Origin of the sequence: Leptospira yasudae, assembly GCF_003545925.1 — a bacterium.
Lineage (GTDB): Bacteria > Spirochaetota > Leptospiria > Leptospirales > Leptospiraceae > Leptospira > Leptospira yasudae.
In genome coordinates, this window is record NZ_QHCU01000001.1 from 941018 (window position 1) to 956448 (window position 15431).

The window sequence follows — 15431 nt, forward strand, 5'->3', positions numbered from 1 at the left end:
TTTATTTTTTAACGGAAGTCAAGGACTGACAAACTGTATCCGAACCTTTTTTGATTTCACAGTTGATCGTTCCGTCGGGAAGATACGTCGTTCTTGAAAGAAAGCCGCCGTTATCGTCGAAGACTTCGATCGCCTCGGTTTTATGAGTCGGATAATAATAAAACCAGGTCCTGACCTTTCTGCCGTTTTTATAATAACCGGTGTATTCGAGTTCGCCGTCCGGAAAGTATTTCTGCCAAAGATTATTTCGATAACCTTCCGTATAACTTCCTTTGAGTTCGACTTGTCCGTTCTCGTAGAATCTTTCGTAGAGACCGTCCTCGTTTCCTTCGTCTCCGCTCATCATCACTTCGGGTTTACGCTGGCCTTTTCCGTAGTTTTGACGGATATACAAGTTGCCGTTGTCGAAGTTCCAAGTCCATTCTCCTCTGCGAACCCCGTTTTCAAAATTCCCTTTTGCTAATATACGATCCTCGTATTTGGAATAGAAGCGGCAGAGTCCATTTTCCAATCCGAGTTCGTTGATGGAGCAGTCTTGGTAAATCTTTCCGTTATCGTAGTAAATGCGTCTTCTTCCGGGCTCGGTAAGAACGTATGCGTTGAATTCTTTTTGAAACTTAGCGCCCGCGGGAATGTTGGCTGGAATCGGTTCCTTTACGCAGGAAACAAACAAGGAAAGCGCACAGATAAACCAAACGAATCCTTTCAAAAACGAAGGAGCTCTTTCGAGCGAAGTTTTCAAAACGGATGCGGGCGCACTTTTCAAGGAGAATTCAGATTCTAAGTTCATTCTATTTTTATAATATACTAATCGACTCGAAATTCAATCGATGGTAAACTTCTTATTTACGAGCAATTCTCCGTCTTCGTCCCGAATCTCCACTTCGTAAGATCCCTGCTGATCGAAAAAAGTATCGTCGTAATAGGTCTGAAATTTTTCAAAACTCTTGCGGAAGTCCTTTTCTTGAACGGAGAATTCTTCCTTTCCGCCGTCGGTGCGGTAAATCGTTAAACGAACTCGTTTCGGAGTGGACCAGCCTTTTTTATAATAGATGAAGAAGTCTTGTCCATGAGAAAAATGATATTCTTTTTGGGAACTCATTCCGGAAACTTTTTCGGGAGTCATCTTATCGATGTCCATATAGATTTCGTGTTTCGCGGGCCAGAAAAACCAAACGGCGAGCGCCAGAAGAATCACCCCGGCAATCTTTAAAAATCGCGAGGAACCTTCTCTTTCGGAGGATTCCGGTCTTGTATAGTCTTCCAATCTCATGACACTGCTTATCCTGTGGAGGTGGTTCTTTTTGGGCAAATGTTTTTCCTCTCTTGCCTCGGAAGAGGATAAATTCCGAACGGGAGAATTCTCCCGTGGATCGGTCGCTGCGGAAGATTCGTCCGCTTTCGTTTCGGAAGAATCAGATTCTTTGTTATAAGATCGGTTTTGAGTTTGCTCGACGTGAGAAGTTTCACTTCCCGACGTAACGAATTCTTTTGCGGAAGCTGCTTCTTCCCGAATGGATCGCAGACTTTCCGTTTGCGGCGTTTGCGATTCGGCAACGGGAGAATTCTTCGGCTCCGTAGAAGAAGTCGTTCCTGAAAGCGCGGGCTCGCTCGATGATTCTCCGCCTAAGGTTTTGCGAACGTGCGCGCCCGCGGCTTGTTTTAATAAATCCTTTTTAGCCAAGGGCCAAAACCTCTTCCACAAAACCTTGATAGGATTTAGTCGCCTTTCCTTTCGGTTGATATTCGAAAAGAGTCTGCTTTAACATATGCGCTTCTTCCACGCTGACGGAAGGAGGAATTCTAGAGGAAAATAATTTCAAGTAAGGTTCGATCATAGGTTCGAGAGTTTGGGAAAGAGTGGTTCTCGGGTTGAACATCGTCAACAACGCACCCAAAACTTTTAAGGAAGGATTGAACCGTTTTACGGTATTCTTATGCGCTTCCAAGATCGCTTCGATTCCGTCCAAGGAAAACTTGGAAACCTGCAACGGCACAAGCAAGCCGGTGGATGCGACGAAAGCGTTGAGCGTTATCATGGAAAGACTCGGAGGACAATCGATGATCGCGTAATCGAATTCGTCTTTGATCGTTTCCAACGAATCCCTAAGGTGAAAAAAACCGTCGATCTTTCCGGAAAGCATCACGTCCACTTCGGCAAGAGAAGAATGAGAAGGCCCGATCTTGAGTCCTTCGATTCGAGTCGGCTTCAAAACGTCGTTTGGATTTCCGCCGTCTCTAAAAATTCGATACAGACTTTTTTCTCTTCCCTCATCGGTATTGAGAGAGGGAGAATCTCCTTCGATAAAAACGGAAGTCGCGTTTCCCTGCGCGTCCAGATCCAAAAGAACGACTCGTTCTCCCTTAAGCGCAAGGCCGAAAGCGAGATGAACCGCGGTCGTCGTTTTGCCGACTCCGCCTTTCTGGTTTGCTATACAGAGGATCTGTTTCATAAAAAATCCGTTGCCCGTAGATTCCGCTTTCCCGAGACTACATTTAGAGATCGTTCTCCAAGGATTAGGGATAGAATCCTCAATCGGTTTTGGATGACAATCCGGAAAAGGAGATACAGTTGGCAGAATTTGAAACGATCATCGGGCTGGAAGTTCACGCACAGCTCAACACGGAATCGAAAATATTCTCTACAAGCGCGACCAAATTCGGCGCTCCTCCGAACTCTCAGACCAATCCCGTTTGTTTAGGCTTACCGGGTGCGCTTCCCGTGCTGAACGAATCGGTGCTGGAAAAAGCGATCATGGCCGGACTCGCGTTCGGATGCGACATCACTCTGTTTACGAAATTCGATCGTAAGAATTATTTTTATCCCGATCTTCCCAAAGGGTATCAGATCTCCCAGTTCGACAAACCGATCTGCACCGGAGGCGGGGTCACCTACACAATCAAAGGGGAAGAATCACCCCGCTTCGTTCGTCTCACTCGAATCCACATGGAGGAAGACGCGGGAAAGCTGATTCATTCCGCCGATCCGAACGTTCCCCAATCCTATGTCGATTTAAACCGAGCGGGAACTCCATTGATCGAGATCGTTTCGGAACCGGACATGCGTTCTTCGGATGAAGCGTATTATTATCTCAACTCCTTAAAAGCCGTTTTGAAATACATCCGCGTTTCCGATTGCAACATGGAAGAAGGTTCTCTTCGTTGCGACGCGAACGTTTCGATCCGTCCCAAAGGTTCGGATAAATATGGAACCAGAGTGGAGATCAAAAACCTTAACTCGTTTAAAGCGGTAAAGGCGGCGATCGATTACGAGGTCGAATGGCAAACCGAAATGGCGCTGGAAGGAAAAACCTTTCAACAACAGACCAAACTCTGGGATTCCGTCGCAAACAAAACTGTGACGATGAGAACCAAAGAGATGAGCCACGACTATCGTTACTTTCCCGATCCGGATCTTCCGGTAATCATTCTTCAAAAAGAAACGGTGGAAGCGGTTCGCACAAGATTGCCCGAACTTCCGAACGAAAGAAAGAATCGTTTCGTGGAAAAACTCGGACTTCCGAAATACGACGCCGAAGTTTTAACCGCGGAACGGGAAATCGCGGACTACTTCGAAGACGCCTTGAAAGTTTCGGGCGATGCGAAGAAAACCTCCAACTGGGTCAAAGACGAAGTTCTCGGAATCGTAAACAAAGAAAGCATTACAATATCAGAATTTGCTGTTTCTGCGGAGCGCATCGGCGGACTCGTTAAATTGATCGCGGACGGAAAAATTTCCGGTAAGATCGCGAAAACCGTTTTCGAAGAACTTCTTACTTCGAACAAAGACGCGGAAACGATCGTCACCGAAAAAAATCTGATCGTAGTTCGGGACGATAAGGAAATCGAAAGAATCGTAGACGAAGCGATCGCGAACAATCAGGACGCTGTGACCAAATACAAGAGCGGAAAAGATCGTGCGTTAGGCGCCATCGTAGGTTATGTGATGAAGGTTTCCAAAGGAAAAGCCGATCCCGAACTCGTCAATCAGATGCTTTTGGATAAACTCGGACCGCTTCCGCCGAAAGGTTAAACACCACTCGTTTTCAAAAGCCGTGCCAACTCGGCGCGGCTTTGTATCCTTCTTCCGACCGGGGATATTTTAAGCAAAATACGCGCTTCTATTTTCCGAGAGGTTCTAAAAAATTCTATCTTCTTTAAGCAGAGAGAATTTGGTCTAATCTCTAGATTTTGATCGATTAGACTCTTGACTGGAGATGAGTCGGAATTCTATTATGTCCCTTACAATGCAGGATTTCGCCCACCTACATCTGCACACAAACTACTCCATGCTCGACGGCGCGATTCGAATCAAAGAATTGATGCAGCACGTCAAGGAATGCGGTATGTCTTCGGTCGCTATGACCGATCACGGAAACATGTTCGGAGCGGTGGAGTTTTACAACGAGGCGATGAAACAGGGAATCAAGCCGATCATCGGCAGCGAATTCTACGTTTCTCCGAACCGCAAACAGGAAACGGAGATGGTAAAGATCGCGGACGGAAACGCGTATCATCTTATCCTTCTCGCAAAAAACGAAGAAGGTTACAAAAATCTAATACGTCTTTCGAGCAAATCCTACACCGAAGGTTTTTACAAAAAAGCGAGAATCGACTACGACCTTCTCGACAGACACAGCGACGGCCTTGTCTGTTTAACGGCTTGTCTTGCGGGAGAAGTGAATCGGAAAATTCTCGAAGGAAAAATCGACGAGTCGTTTCAACTCGCTGGAAAACTGAACGAGATCTTCCGCAAAGAGGATTTCTACATGGAAATCCAAAACCACGGAATCCCCGAGCAGATGACCGTGGCAAAACAAATCTACGACTTCGGAAAAAGAACCGGAATTCCGCTCGTCGTCACGAACGATTCCCACTTCTTAAAAAAGAACGACCAGGAAGCGCAGGATATTCTTCTCCGAATCGGAATGCAGAAACGCATCACCGACCCGATGGAATTCGGCTTCAACGGAGAATTCTACGTCAAGAATCGGGACGAGATGGCGAGACTATTCCCCGAGATTCCGGAAGCGCTCAATAACACATTAGAAATCAGCAATAAAGTAAATTTAAAACTTCAGTTCGGAAATTATCTTCTCCCCGAATTCGAAGTTCCGGACGGATACGACGCGGACTCGTATTTGGAAAAATTGATCTGGGAAGGAATCGAACGAAAGTATCCGAGTCTTTCTCCCGAGATCAAGGATCGCGTCGTTTTCGAACTCAACACGATCAAGAATATGAAGTTTGCCGGTTACTTCTTGATCGTTCAGGATTATATCAACTACGCCAAAAGAAACGGGATTCCGGTCGGACCGGGAAGAGGTTCGGCCGCCGGTTCCATCGTAGCTTATGCGCTCGGAATCACGAACGTAGAACCACTCCAACACAATCTTCTCTTTGAAAGATTCTTAAACCCAGATCGTAAGGACATGCCCGATATCGATACGGATTTCTGCGTGGAAAGACGGGAAGAAGTCATTAATTACATCCGTAGAAGATACGGCGAAGAAAGGGTCGGACAGATCATCACGTTCAACTCTCTGGCTGCAAAGGCCGCGCTCAAGGACGTCGCTCGCGTATTGAATCTTCCGTTCGGTGAAGCGAACGAAATGACGAAGGCGTTTCCGAATAAACTCGGAATGTCCATCGCGGAAGCCTTGAACACTTCTTCGGAGCTGAAAAACTTTTCCGAAAAGGACGATATCAATCATAAGATTTTTGCGATCGCCCAAAGGCTCGAAGGAAACTATCGTCAGCCGGGAAGACACGCCGCGGGCGTTGTGATTTCTCCGTATCCATTGGAAGAAGTCGTTCCTCTTTCCACAGTCGCGGAAAAAGAAAGACCCGGTTCCCGTTCGATCGTAACTCAATACGATAAGAACAACCTCGAAAGCATCGGTTTGATCAAGATGGATATCTTGGGTCTGAAAAACTTAACGACCTTGGATTACGCGATCAAACTTATCGAACAAAGAAGAGGAATTCGAATCAACCTCGACGAGATTTCGTACGAGGACGCGAACACATATGCTTTATTAAGAAAAGCGAATACACTCGGTATCTTCCAGTTAGAATCCACCGGTATCACGGATCTGGTCGCGAAAAGTCAGGTGAGCAATTTTGACGAGATCGTGGCCTTGATCGCGTTGTATCGTCCCGGTCCGATGGGCGAAGGGATGTTGGACGAATATTTGGATCGTAAGTCGGGCAAAAAACAAGTCACCTATCCTCTTCCTTCCTGCGAACCGATTCTGAAGGAAACGTTCGGAGTTCCCGTGTATCAGGAACAGGTGATGAGCATTTCGCGCGTAGTCGGCGGTTTTTCGGTCGGAGATTCCGACATGTTGCGAAAAGCGATGGCGAAGAAGAAAGCCGATCTGATGGAAAAGCTCAAAATCCAGTTCGTGGAAGGTGCGGTTAAATTAGGGAATCAGGAAAAAGTCGCCAAGGATCTCTTCGAACAATTGGAACGTTTCGGTGGTTACGGATTCAACAAATCCCACTCCGTCGCGTACGCAATTATCACGTATCAAACCGCGTATCTCAAAGCGAATTATACGATCGAATATTTGACCGCGCTTCTCGCATCGGATCACGGTAAAACGACCGATATCGTAAAATACATCAACAACGCTCGGGAGATGGGAATTCGAATTCTCAACCCGGATGTTTCCGAATCGCAAGCGTCTTTCAGCGTGATCGACGATACGACGATCCGTTTCGGTCTTTCCGCGATGAAGGGCGTGGGAGAAACCGCGGCCAACAGCATCATTCAAGCAAGAACGAAGATCGGAAATTTTAAGACGTTGCAGGATTTCGCTCTCAACATCGATACGAGGTTGATCAACAAAAAGGTTTTCGAAGCGCTGATTCAAGCCGGCGCTTTAGATTCCTTCGGTTATACTCGAAAATGTCTTTTTGAATCGGTGGATTCGATTCTTACCTTTGCTCAAAAAGAGCAGGAAAGAGCGAACGAAGGTCAGTTCTCCTTGTTCGGAGGCGCGGAAGGTTCTTACACTCTCAATCTTCCGAAAGACGCGCACGAATGGGAGATCGATGAAAAACTCAAACGGGAAAAAACCGTGGCCGGACTTTACTTATCCGGTCACCCTCTTGATAAATACGAGAAACAACTCAAGAGCCTCAAAACGATTCCGATCGAAAAGTTCGACGATCTCAAGTCGGGAACCAAGGTGGAAGTCGCGGGAGTGATCGCATCCAAAAACATCAAACTGAGCAAACGCAACGAAGAATTCGCCAACTTCAAATTGGAAGATCGAACCGGCGAGATCGAATGTGTCGCCTTCGCAAAAACGTATCAGAAATATAAGGAATTCATAAAGGAAGATCAGGCGATCTTCATCAAAGGGGATTTGGATAAGATCGAAGTAGGAGATGCCGAACTACGCGGTCAGATCAAGGTGAACAGCATCGAGATCTTGGACGATTCGACGATCGAAGAAAAACTCGAAAAATCGCTTCACCTTCGTTTGGAAGAAAGGCATACCGAAGATCCGGAACTCATTCCAAAACTCTACGCCCTTCTCGCTTGTTACAAAGGAGAATCCTCCGTTTACTTTCACATCGTGGAAAACCAAGAGGAAAAGAGCGTAATTCGAGCGCACGACGCGTATTCGATTCAACCGATCAGCGAACTCTTTCTCCGATTGGCGGATCTATTGGGCGATAGTACCGTTTTTTATTCCGTCGGAGAACAGATCAAACCGATCAATCGAAACCAAGTCGCGGGCAACGTCGGTTAAAACGCTCTTCATCGCCCATCGACGGGAATTCTCCTATCGAAATTGAATCGGAAATTTTCCGGAAAAGAATCCTTGCTCGTTGATGAAAGAAGATTCCTTTCGTGATCTTCGTTTCCTCTATTCGCCAGGAATCATGCTCGCAGCTTAAATCGAAAATTTTCCCTCAAAGACGACTAACGTAGAAGGTAAAACTTCTTTCGTTCACGTTGCCGCGAAAGTCCCAAGCCACGACCTTGATCGTATTTTCACCGGACTTCAAATTCAGATTTCCGATCAAATATTGGTCTTTGTGATACAGACTCGTGAACGAATAACCGTCCGGATTCTTCCATTCGGAAGTAGAATACTGCAAAGCGCCGAAGTCCGCCGAGCGAAGCGCTTCTCCGTTTAAAAAGTATTGAACCTTGGTGATTCCCCTTCTCTGGGACTTTTTCTCACCCGCGTCGACGATCGAAACCGTAAACGGAAATTCTTTGGAAAGATTGATGTTGTCCCCGTCGTTGATGTTCGTAAACTTCCCGTTTACGTGAACGAGAAGGCTGGAAATCTCGGGAACGGCGCTATCCGGAATGGGAGAAAGAAATTTAAGAGGGTCTAAAATTTCCAATCCGTGTTTGCGAAGTACAACAAAGTGGAGGTGTGCTCCGCTTGAGTGACCGGAGTTGCCGGTAACTCCGATTTTATCTCCGGCTTTGATCAGATCCGGTTTTAACAGCTTTGAAATTCGGCCGTCTTTCAAATGGTAATAGGCAGTAAAGTTCCCGGAACCGTGGTCCAACCAAACCGAGTTTCCGGTTCCGAGTTCGTCTTCAAAAGGATGATCTTCCGCATAACGACTGTATAAAACTTTTCCGTCGGCCATCGCGAGGACGGATTCGTTCATGGAAGAAATATCCATTCCGTTATGAAAGTGATCCCCCCTGGATTCCCCGAAAGTCGAGGTGATTTTGTTTTCCAGCTGATCGGTTTTGACGGGGACAAGATAATTTATTACTTTATTATTTTCCGCTTCCATGCTCAGATGGAACGCGGTCCAGACGGCGATTAAGAGAAATCTTTTCATTCAGGACCCAAACCCTAGTGCAAGTAACTCATACAAAATGAATTTGTCAAAAGATAAAACCCTGGATCTGGTTTCTCGCTGTGGAGACGGAGAAGAAGAAGCTCTTAAACAATTCTTCGAAATCTATTCGGAAGATATCTACAATTTCCCGATGAAGATCTTTCATCTGAGCGAAGACGACGCGGGTGATTTTTTTATCTATGCGTTCGAAAGGCTGAAAACCGGTTCCCGCTTCGGCAGCTTTAAGGGAAAATCCAGTTTCAGAACTTGGTTTTATTCGGTCCTCAGAAACATGCTGATCGATTGGCAAAGAACCAAACGGGAACTCAAGGTCACCAATTTAGGAAAGATCAGCAAAGAAGGAAAAGAATACGCGACCATCGAGGACGAACCCGACAACCGTCCGGAAATGCAGGAAGAAGCGAGCGAACTTTCCGATCGATTCAACCAAGCCTTGCAGGAAATCGGAGTCGATAAACGGGTTATTTTCAAACTCTCTTATATTTATTATCTCAACTTAAACGAAGACGAAGTTCAGTATCTTTTGGAAAAAACCGGATTATCCCCGGATGCGCTGAAAGAAAAAATTCTTCATTTGCGGTCGGAACTTTCCAATCGGGAAGAAGAGAATATTAGAATGGAAGACAAAATTACGTCTCTTTATTTGAACATTCTCGACTTAAAGGAAAAACAGCAAAACACCGCGAAAATCGCACCGATTCTCCCGATGGAAGTGGATAAAACGTCTCATGCCTTAAAGAAAAAATACGAACAGCGCAAGAAGCTATTGGAAAAGAAGAAGAAAGGCCATTTTCTCGCACGAACTCCTTACCGCGAAGTCGCCGACCTAATCGGGATTTCGGAAGGAAACGTAAGCGTGACGCTTCTGCGTTTAATTGAAAAAATTCAGAAAAAGCTAGATTTTAGTGATTTGGATTTCTAAAAAATTCCGTCTTTTTATGCTATTGGAGAACCAAAATGGATTCGGGATCTGAATTGAACCAAAAAAACGAGCTTCTGCTCTCACTCTTGAATGGAGAAGAAGCCAATGCAGATAAAGATACAAATCTGCAGAACCAGCTCATCCAACTGGAAGAGTCGATCCAAGCCGGTATCAGCGCGGCAACCTTGTCGTATTTAAGGGAAGCTTCTCAAATCGGAAAATTTTCCGAACTTCAAGAAGCGATCGATCTGCAAAAGGCCGATCTGTCAGGCTATCTTTCGAAAGAAGTACCCGAGTATTTAAAACGTTATGTCACTCTTGAACTTGCGAGAAAGGCTCCTACAAAGGAATCGATCGTCGTAAAACTGGGGAAGTCGGGCGCCCGTATCTTCGAAAGTCTTGTAGAATCTCTTCAAATTAACACAAGAGTTGACTATGCGCCTTCCATGCGTTCGGCTTTGACAAAAGATCCGTCCGAGTTTGTCGTTTTTGAGGAAAAGGTTCTCGATAACTCGAAATTTACGTATCAACTCGTTCAGGAAACTCCCGAAACCGCATTCTTAAGTGTTAAAATAGAAACTCCGGACGCGGATTCTTTTCAGAGAGTCAATCTTTACAAGGATACAAGATTCATTCTTTCCAACCAATTCAACAACGAAGGAATCGCGAATTTCTCCGGGTTGAGAGAAGGAAAATACACCGTCGAGTTTCAAGGAAAAGAGAATTCCAAATCTTTGGATCTCTTCATTCTTTTAGAAGCCTAAACCGGAAAAATCCTAGGAAATAAATTTCCATCGCTGCGTGAATTCCAAAACGCGGCGAGGGATTTTCGTTTTTATTTTTCCGTATAAAAAGAATTCTGGAAAAAACACTCCAGTGTTATAATCTGATCCTGGATTTTCAACCATGCTAAACCTGATTATCGATAGAGTCGGAACCGTAAACGTATTCAACATCTTGGATACGTCCGGAAGCGGGTCGGAATCCCATTTACAGTCAACAATCGACGAAGACCTCATCTTAGAGTATATTAAAGAAATCGAAAATTTAGTTCGAGTTTCCAATGCGGTTAATTCCAAAGGGATGAACCACAAAACCCTCGAAACCGAAATTCTTCACGAGCTGAAAATCCTCGGTGAAACGTTTTACGATCAATTTTTTCCCGCTCCGATTCAGGAGAAACTCAGACTGACTACGGAAAAATACCTCCATTTAAATATGGATCCGAAACTCGGAGTGATTCCGTGGGAACTCCTACACGACGGAACCTGCTTTTTGTCGGATAAATTCTTTATCGGAAAAACCGTCCGCGGAGAATCCAGTCAAAGCACATTTAAAGAAAAAGAAAAGTTGAGAATGCTCATCATCGCCGATCCGACGGAAGATTTGGAGTGGGCCCAAAAAGAAGGAGAACAGCTCTTCAAAGTATTGAGTGAAAAAGTTTCTCCGTCCCGTTTGGAAATCGAGTTCATCGGAGGGAAACAAGTCACAAAGCTGAAACTTCTTTCCTTGATTAAAGGTAAGAATATCATTCACTACTCCGGGCATCTTTACTTTTCCGACGATCCTTTGGAAAACGGATGGTTGATTTCGGAGGGCAAAATTCTCAAAGCGAGAGAAATCAAGAACTCCGGCTTTAACACCGATTTAGTGTTCTCCAATTCGTGTCAGTCAAACTCGAACGCGTCCAGAACTCTCAACTCGGATTTGATGAACAATTTCGCCGGAGCGTTTTTGATGTCCGGGATCAAAAGTTTCATCGGAACCAACTGGGAAATCATCGACAATCAGAACACGATCGATTTCACGATTCAGTTTTATACGTATCTATTCAGCGATCGAAGCATCGGGGAATCTCTCTTCTTGGCAAAAGAATACGCTAGAAGAATTTTCGATACGAACGACTTGACTTGGACCAATTATTCCCTTCACGGAATTCCGAACCAACAAGTGATGATGGATCCGACCAAAGGAAAGCCGATCCAAAAGATCATCAATCCGTCTCTGATCAACAAATTCTATCCTTCGAACATCGCCTCTTCCTATTCGAATTTTATCCAAAAACAAAAGGAAGAAAGCGAATCATCGTTCGAGTTGATTCAGTCCCTGATTTTTTCCTTCGAGGAATTTTCCAAGATCGTGGGTGGAATCATTTTCAGCGATCACCAACATCATTCTTTGGGAAAATACATTCCGAACAATCCGGACGACGCGGTGGAAATCAAAAAATGGTGGGAGCTCATCTATCAATGCCTCGCCGACTTCCGAAAATTGGAAATCAGTCCTTTGATCAGCAATATTCAGGAAGTGTTGCAGGTGAACAAGGACACGATCCAAAAAATGATTCAATGGATCGAACTTTACAGAAGAGGACAGATTCTACGCGATTCGGCGGACGGTTATCTGATCTCCTTTCAGTATTATTACGAAAATCTTTTGATGGAATTGGAGGAATTGGAAAAGACGAGCATCTTTCTCGTATCCACCAACTCGAACAACCATCTCTTTTTCCGGGGCATCAAACCGGAAACTTCTCTCGTTGTAGCACCCGTCGTCAAACAGGATTACATCGGGGAACAGATCGAAAAGTTCCGCGGAAAAGTGATCGTGTTCAACGAAAACCGGATGACGATTATTCCGATGCTCTGCAGCGTTATCGAAAATCCAGAAACGAAGGATTTGGAACTTAGTTTTCCGGGATTTAAATCGGAAAGAAACTCTATTCAAAATCTTTAATATCTTGTGAGCCTTTGCCAACCCGATCGGGGTAATTTTTCATGCGGTTCCTGTTGCGGAATTTTTAATCTGGATTTAAGCCCGGACGAAATCCGAACGTTGATTCTCGAAAGAACCGAAGAATTCAAAACCGCGGTCGATTTCGAAAAGCCGTGGACTATGGCCGAATACAGAAAAGTCCGAGAAAAAAAAGAAGAATCGATTCGAAGAAAGGATGAACTCACGTATAACTGTCCGTTCCTCGGCGCGTTCGGAAAAAAAATCGGATGTATGATTCATCCGGTTTTCAGCGGAGATCCTCTCAGTCAAAATTATTCCTTTTACGGCTCATCCATCTGCCAAGGTTATGAATGTCGAAACATGGAACGTAAAAGTTCCAAACTCTGGGAATCCTTTTTAGGCGAAATGGAGTTGGATTCGTTCACTTACTCAGCGATCGCATCCGATTACAAAACCTTGGATTTAATCGAACAAACCTTTTCTCAAAAAGGAATTTCAACGGAAGAATTATTTCAAACTAAACGCGATCTATTAAAACGATTGATCGAAAGAAAAATCGAACGCAATGTCGCGATGATGAATACTTCTTTCGAAATTCCGATGGAAGAAGAAAAAGAGTCCGCTATTTACAGACTGATCCAAAGACTCGATCTGAATTCTGCTCATGACCTGTTGAAAGAAATCGAAAGTTGATCGCAACGTTCAAGATTTCGAAGAATTCCGAACCGAAGACTCGATAATTTTCGATTTCAAATCTATCTTTCTAAAATTCTATATGTCGCGCTGAAAAGAGCAAATTCTCGAATCTTCTAAAATTTAATTTTCTTTATCACAAGTGTTGTTTGATGTATGCGGAGAAAAGAGGAGGAACAAAATCCTTCCTGCATTGAAAACACAGGAAGGAAAACGATTATTGTTTAGTGGTAGAGTCTGCTTTAGCTTTTGAAGATCCGTTCAAAGTAGCTTTTGCAGATGAAACGCCTTGACCAACTTTCGATTTAACTTCCTCTACCTTCGAGTTGACTTGACCTGCAACACCTTCCACTGAGTGAAGAGCGTCTTCGATATACTTTCTAAGGTTGTTGGCAACCTCGGATTGATCTTGAGCTCCTTTGGATGCAAGTTCCTTAAATTCTTTTTCAACTTTCAGGAGAATGCTGTCAGCTTGCTCGCGGAGTGATTTCGCAGCTCCAATCGCAAAGTTAAGCGCTTCCTTGATTTCTTTTTCCATAATTTTTTCCTCTGTCTTCTACACTGAGAATAAACCAATTTTATGCGGCGCACAATAAAGTGTCAAGTGCGAATTGGAAGCGGTAGAATTAGTAATAAATCCTTACATACATCCTAATCGAAAATTCAAAAGGGTTGGTTCGCGCTGGATCAGCAAATTTTATACGACATAAGATTTTCTATTTATAACTTCAATTGATCATTAATAAAAACTCTATTTTAGAAATTACTCTTTAGTCCCCCTATTCAATCTATCACTCAGCGTAAAAACACGCTCGTAACGAAAGCTTCATTACATATAAATATATCCTAAGTAATAATATGGTTATTTTTACTAATCTTTTGTTTTCAATTAATAAAATCTAATTTATTAGGCGAACTGATCAAAGACAGTACACTCTGATTTTAACTTTACAGGCCTACGCGGTGAATTATTCTCAACTCAAAATAAAATCTAAACCCAGAAATAAAATTCTGGAGGATCAATTTTGAAACATACTGAATTTTTCAACCTTGTTGTTATTGCTTTTATAAACCTTCTCCTCTTTGCACACTGCAGTTCGATAGATCAATTGAATACAATGCGCGTAGTCAAATTAGATACGGAAATTAGCAATTTTAAATCAGAAACAAGCGAGAATGCTAAATCAATCGTGATTGTTGAATTCGAACTTCCGAAAACGAGTCCTTCTAATCTTCTTTATTCATCAGAGGTATTAGTCCGAAGAATTGATGGACCAATTTGGGAAGTAAATAGTGAAATCAAACTTTCTGATAAAAACGAAAGAGAGTGTATCGCCTTATTTGTAAAAAAAGGTGAGTATGTTCTAAGCGATTATACACAGCGTTCAGGCAACTACTTTTATTTTTTAAAAAGGCCGACAGAAAAAAAATTTAGCGTTACTGAACCCGGAATTTTCTACTTAGGAATTGTAAAGACAAGGTTCGGTGATTTATTTGTAGATACAAGTAAAGAAGGAAAAGAGTCTTGTGTCAATACACTCAAAATTAAATATCCCGCAATAAGCTGGGGACCGATTAAGGATATAATCACAAGTAAATATTATGAGTAAAATAATAAGACAAATTACAATAATGTCCGCACTACTAATTTTAAATTGTGCGGTATTTGAACATCCTAAGACATTCAAAGAATTCAAACCCGAATCAAATAACAAACTCGCAAAATCAACTTTTTTAATTCTTACCGATGAACAAAATTCATACAATTCAACTCAGCTTTGGAAAGAATACAATAATGCCGTGGGCCGAAAAGGTATGTTCACGGATTTTAATGTCTATTTAAATTCAGAACCTGATCCGAAAGATAAATTTAATTTTCAAATTCGTTTTGATTGTAGGCGAAAAAATAAAATACCAACGAAAAACATTATTTTAGGTTTAGTAAATATCCTTTCAATTGGCTTAATTCCAGTTTGGGTTGATGATACAGTCAGCTACTCGGCAGAAATATTCGATTTCGCAAACGGAAAAACAATTAAATCGTTTCGATATGAAAATAGAAAAACTACATACATGCATTTATTTTTAATTCCTGTTTCTGCTAACCCTAAATATTCTCCAAACGATCTAATCTTTGAACATTTCTTAGAAACGATATACAAAGACGGATCAATTCCTTTCGAAAATGAAAGTACTCCCGCAGTCACAGAAGTTATAAAATAACTTATAA

General features: G+C 43.2%; 13 protein-coding genes. 8 read left to right on the top strand and 5 right to left on the bottom strand.

Going from position 1 to position 15431, the window contains the following annotated elements:
* Position 1: 1 nt before the first annotated feature.
* From DLM76_RS04540 to DLM76_RS04550, 3 genes are read right to left on the bottom strand one after another with little or no spacing between them, the layout of a single operon-like run.
* Positions 2 to 790: a toxin-antitoxin system YwqK family antitoxin gene (locus tag DLM76_RS04540; RefSeq protein WP_118964452.1), complete on the bottom strand. Its 789-nt coding sequence runs from the start codon at positions 788 to 790 to the stop codon at positions 2 to 4.
* Positions 791 to 823: 33 nt separating this feature from the next.
* Complete coding sequence (locus tag DLM76_RS04545) at positions 824 to 1684, bottom strand: hypothetical protein (protein WP_118964453.1); 861 nt, start codon at positions 1682 to 1684, stop codon at positions 824 to 826.
* On the bottom strand, positions 1677 to 2453 hold the full coding sequence (locus DLM76_RS04550) for a ParA family protein (protein ID WP_118954747.1): 777 nt from the start codon (positions 2451 to 2453) through the stop codon (positions 1677 to 1679). Before DLM76_RS04550 ends, DLM76_RS04545 begins: the two co-directional genes overlap by 8 nt.
* A gap of 119 nt (positions 2454 to 2572) precedes the next feature.
* Here DLM76_RS04550 and gatB point away from each other — a divergent pair, with 119 nt between their 5' ends.
* Both gatB and dnaE read left to right on the top strand, forming a co-directional pair.
* The gene (gene gatB, locus DLM76_RS04555) at positions 2573 to 4033 is read left to right on the top strand and encodes an Asp-tRNA(Asn)/Glu-tRNA(Gln) amidotransferase subunit GatB (protein ID WP_118964454.1); all 1461 of its coding nucleotides are present in this window, start codon (positions 2573 to 2575) and stop codon (positions 4031 to 4033) included.
* A 214-nt stretch (positions 4034 to 4247) separates the two neighbouring features.
* A complete protein-coding gene (dnaE, locus tag DLM76_RS04560) occupies positions 4248 to 7766 on the top strand; it encodes a DNA polymerase III subunit alpha (protein ID WP_118954745.1) in 3519 nt (1172 codons plus the stop codon).
* A gap of 163 nt (positions 7767 to 7929) precedes the next feature.
* Here dnaE and DLM76_RS04565 read toward each other — a convergent pair whose 3' ends face one another.
* A complete protein-coding gene (locus tag DLM76_RS04565) occupies positions 7930 to 8829 on the bottom strand; it encodes a M23 family metallopeptidase (RefSeq protein ID WP_167450718.1) in 900 nt (299 codons plus the stop codon).
* Between the two features lie 37 nt (positions 8830 to 8866).
* Between DLM76_RS04565 and DLM76_RS04570 the strand changes: the two genes are divergently transcribed.
* The 4 genes from DLM76_RS04570 (at position 8867) to DLM76_RS04585 (ending at position 13201) form a co-directional block, all read left to right on the top strand.
* Positions 8867 to 9772 (top strand): RNA polymerase sigma factor, encoded by a 906-nt coding sequence (locus DLM76_RS04570; protein WP_118954744.1) that lies wholly within the window; start codon positions 8867 to 8869, stop codon positions 9770 to 9772.
* A gap of 35 nt (positions 9773 to 9807) precedes the next feature.
* Entirely contained in the window at positions 9808 to 10536 is a 729-nt protein-coding gene (locus DLM76_RS04575) for a hypothetical protein (protein ID WP_118954743.1), read from the top strand.
* Positions 10537 to 10678: 142 nt separating this feature from the next.
* Positions 10679 to 12508 carry a CHAT domain-containing protein gene (locus tag DLM76_RS04580; RefSeq protein ID WP_118954742.1) on the top strand — a complete coding sequence of 610 codons (1830 nt, stop codon included), beginning with the start codon at positions 10679 to 10681 and terminating at the stop codon, positions 12506 to 12508.
* A 6-nt stretch (positions 12509 to 12514) separates the two neighbouring features.
* On the top strand, positions 12515 to 13201 hold the full coding sequence (locus DLM76_RS04585) for a hypothetical protein (RefSeq protein WP_118954741.1): 687 nt from the start codon (positions 12515 to 12517) through the stop codon (positions 13199 to 13201).
* Between the two features lie 217 nt (positions 13202 to 13418).
* Here the strand turns inward: DLM76_RS04585 and DLM76_RS04590 are convergent, their stop codons facing one another.
* A complete protein-coding gene (locus tag DLM76_RS04590) occupies positions 13419 to 13739 on the bottom strand; it encodes a phasin-related domain-containing protein (protein ID WP_118954740.1) in 321 nt (106 codons plus the stop codon).
* A gap of 487 nt (positions 13740 to 14226) precedes the next feature.
* On the opposite strand from DLM76_RS04590, the gene DLM76_RS04595 reads away from it, so the two are divergent.
* Together DLM76_RS04595 and DLM76_RS04600 are read left to right on the top strand one after the other, a co-directional pair.
* On the top strand, positions 14227 to 14811 hold the full coding sequence (locus DLM76_RS04595) for a hypothetical protein (protein ID WP_118964455.1): 585 nt from the start codon (positions 14227 to 14229) through the stop codon (positions 14809 to 14811).
* Between the two features lie 22 nt (positions 14812 to 14833).
* Positions 14834 to 15424: a hypothetical protein gene (locus DLM76_RS04600; RefSeq protein WP_147455778.1), complete on the top strand. Its 591-nt coding sequence runs from the start codon at positions 14834 to 14836 to the stop codon at positions 15422 to 15424.
* Positions 15425 to 15431 lie beyond the last annotated feature (7 nt).

Coding starts and splice junctions, on each gene's coding strand:
- DLM76_RS04540 (WP_118964452.1), bottom strand. CDS start 790: ATGAACTTAGAATCTGAATTCTCCTTGAAAAGTGCGCCCGCATCCGTT.
- DLM76_RS04550 (WP_118954747.1), bottom strand. CDS start 2,453: ATGAAACAGATCCTCTGTATAGCAAACCAGAAAGGCGGAGTCGGCAAA.
- dnaE (WP_118954745.1), top strand. CDS start 4,248: ATGCAGGATTTCGCCCACCTACATCTGCACACAAACTACTCCATGCTC.
- DLM76_RS04565 (WP_167450718.1), bottom strand. CDS start 8,829: ATGAAAAGATTTCTCTTAATCGCCGTCTGGACCGCGTTCCATCTGAGC.
- DLM76_RS04570 (WP_118954744.1), top strand. CDS start 8,867: ATGAATTTGTCAAAAGATAAAACCCTGGATCTGGTTTCTCGCTGTGGA.
- DLM76_RS04575 (WP_118954743.1), top strand. CDS start 9,808: ATGGATTCGGGATCTGAATTGAACCAAAAAAACGAGCTTCTGCTCTCA.
- DLM76_RS04580 (WP_118954742.1), top strand. CDS start 10,679: ATGCTAAACCTGATTATCGATAGAGTCGGAACCGTAAACGTATTCAAC.
- DLM76_RS04590 (WP_118954740.1), bottom strand. CDS start 13,739: ATGGAAAAAGAAATCAAGGAAGCGCTTAACTTTGCGATTGGAGCTGCG.
- DLM76_RS04600 (WP_147455778.1), top strand. CDS start 14,834: ATGTCCGCACTACTAATTTTAAATTGTGCGGTATTTGAACATCCTAAG.